Here is a 2054-nt window from a genome sequence, read left to right as displayed (position 1 = left end):
GCATTCTCGGCATTCTGCTTCACCGTCGACGTCAGCTCCTCCATCGACGACGCCGTCTCCTCCAGCGAGCTCGCCTGCGATTCCGTGCGCGACGACAGGTCGGCATTGCCCGACGCAATCTCGCGCGACGCCACGCCGATGCTCTCGGTGCCGGCGCGGACGTTGCCGACGATCTCGCCCAGGCTGCTGTTCATCAGGCGCAGTGCGTCGAACAGCTGGCCGATCTCGTCCTTGCTCTGCTGGTCGATGCGGGAAGTGAGGTCGCCGGTCGCAACGCGGCCCGCCACGACCACCGCTTCATTGAGGGGGCCGGCGATGCTGCGGGTGATGATCCAGGCGAAGAAGCCGCCGATTGCCAGGGCGATGGCGCCCAGGCCGAACAGCAGCGCCATCACCCGGTTGTCGGCGGCGACAGAATCCTTGAGCAGCGCCGCCGCGGCCGCCTGCTGCAACTCGACCAGCTTGTCCATCTCCACGACCGCCTTCTGGTTCGGCGGGTCGATCTTCTCGACGATGATCTTGATCGCGCCTTCGCTGTTGAAGGCGAGCGCCTGGCCGATTGCGTCCTTGAGCGGCGCCGCGATTTCCTGGTCCAGCTTGCCGATTTCGGCGACGATCTTCTTCTCGTCCTCGGTCAGGCCGAGCGCCATCAGCTTGTCGCGTGCGTCGGTATAGCGCTTGCTCTGCACCTTGGCACGCTGCTCTTCCCTTTGCATCGCACCCACTTCCGACTGCAGGCCGATGTTGCGCATGGCGACGCCGCCCTCGAGCAGCGCGCTCTTCATGGTCGACGCCAGGTGCAGCTTGGTATTGGCCTGTTCCAGCCCCTCTATCAGGTTCTGCTTGTTCCTGGTGGTGAGCGCATTGCCCGCGATGACCATCAGGGCAAGGATGGCCAGGATGATCCCGAATCCCAGGCCGAGACGGACGCCGATGCGAAAGTTGCGCAGGTTCATGTTTGTTGCTCCCTGTGTCGAGACTGGTCGTGCTGCAAAGTACCGTATTCCCGCGCATGCGGGGGCGAAGTCATATTACCGTTGGACAACGTTTACGCCTATACAAGCTCGCGCAATGCCCTGAATTTTTCACTGCGTGTACACCTGGCGCGACGCATGTCTTGCCAGTTTGCCTAGAACTCTTCCCAATCATCCCCGCTGCGCCCTGCCGGCGTGCCGGTCGGATGCGCAGCGATCGGCGTGCGCACCGGTGCCCGCACAGCGGACTGCACGACAACCGGCGCGGTCGATCGCCGCTGCACCGGCGCCACCTGGGATCGCGCCGCCGGCGCTTGCGCGCCCGTGCCCGCGGCCGCCGCCGCCGCCGCACCGTCCACCCGGAACACCGCGACCGCCTGGGCCAGCGCCGCCGCCTGGGTCTGCATGCTGTCGGCCGCCGCCGCCGCCTGCTCCACCAGGGCCGCGTTCTGCTGCGTCATCTCGTCCATCTGTGCAATCGCCCGGTTCACTTCCTCGATCCCCGAACTCTGCTCCTGGCTCGCCGCACTGATCTCGTTCATGATGTCGGCCACATGCTTGACCGAGGTCACGATCTCCCCCATCGTCTTGCCCGCCACATCCACCAGGTTGCTGCCGGCGTCCACCTTCTCCACCGAGTCGCCGATCAGCGACTTGATCTCCTTGGCCGCACCGGCCGACCGCTGCGCCAGGCTGCGCACTTCCGCCGCCACCACCGCAAAACCCCGCCCCTGCTCGCCCGCACGCGCCGCTTCCACCGCCGCATTCAGGGCCAGGATGTTGGTCTGGAACGCGATGCCGTCGATGACGCCGATGATGTCCACGATCTTGCGCGAGCTGTCCTTGATCGAGGCCATCGTCTGCACCACCTGCCCCACCACCTCGCCGCCGCGCAATGCCACGTCCGAGGCCGACACCACCAGCTGGTTGGCCTGGCGCGCATTCTCGGCATTCTGCTTCACCGTCGACGTCAGCTCCTCCATCGACGACGCCGTCTCCTCCAGCGAGCTCGCCTGCGATTCCGTGCGCGACGACAGGTCGGCATTGCCCGACGCAATCTCGCGCGACGCCACGCCGATG

2 protein-coding genes are annotated in these 2054 nt (G+C 66.1%); both read right to left on the bottom strand.

The features are described 5' to 3' along the window. Positions 1–956: methyl-accepting chemotaxis protein (locus VIM12_RS07240; RefSeq protein ID WP_331940946.1), on the bottom strand; the 956-nt coding region annotated here is incomplete at its 3' end. Between the two features lie 173 nt (positions 957–1129). Continuing rightward, on the bottom strand, positions 1130–2054 hold a 925-nt coding region (locus VIM12_RS07235), incomplete at its 5' end, for a methyl-accepting chemotaxis protein (protein WP_331940945.1).

The organism is Noviherbaspirillum sp., assembly GCF_036563305.1.
GTDB lineage: Bacteria > Pseudomonadota > Gammaproteobacteria > Burkholderiales > Burkholderiaceae_D > Noviherbaspirillum.
Note: the sequence above shows the minus strand (reverse complement) of the source record. Positions and strands in the feature narration are given on the sequence as shown.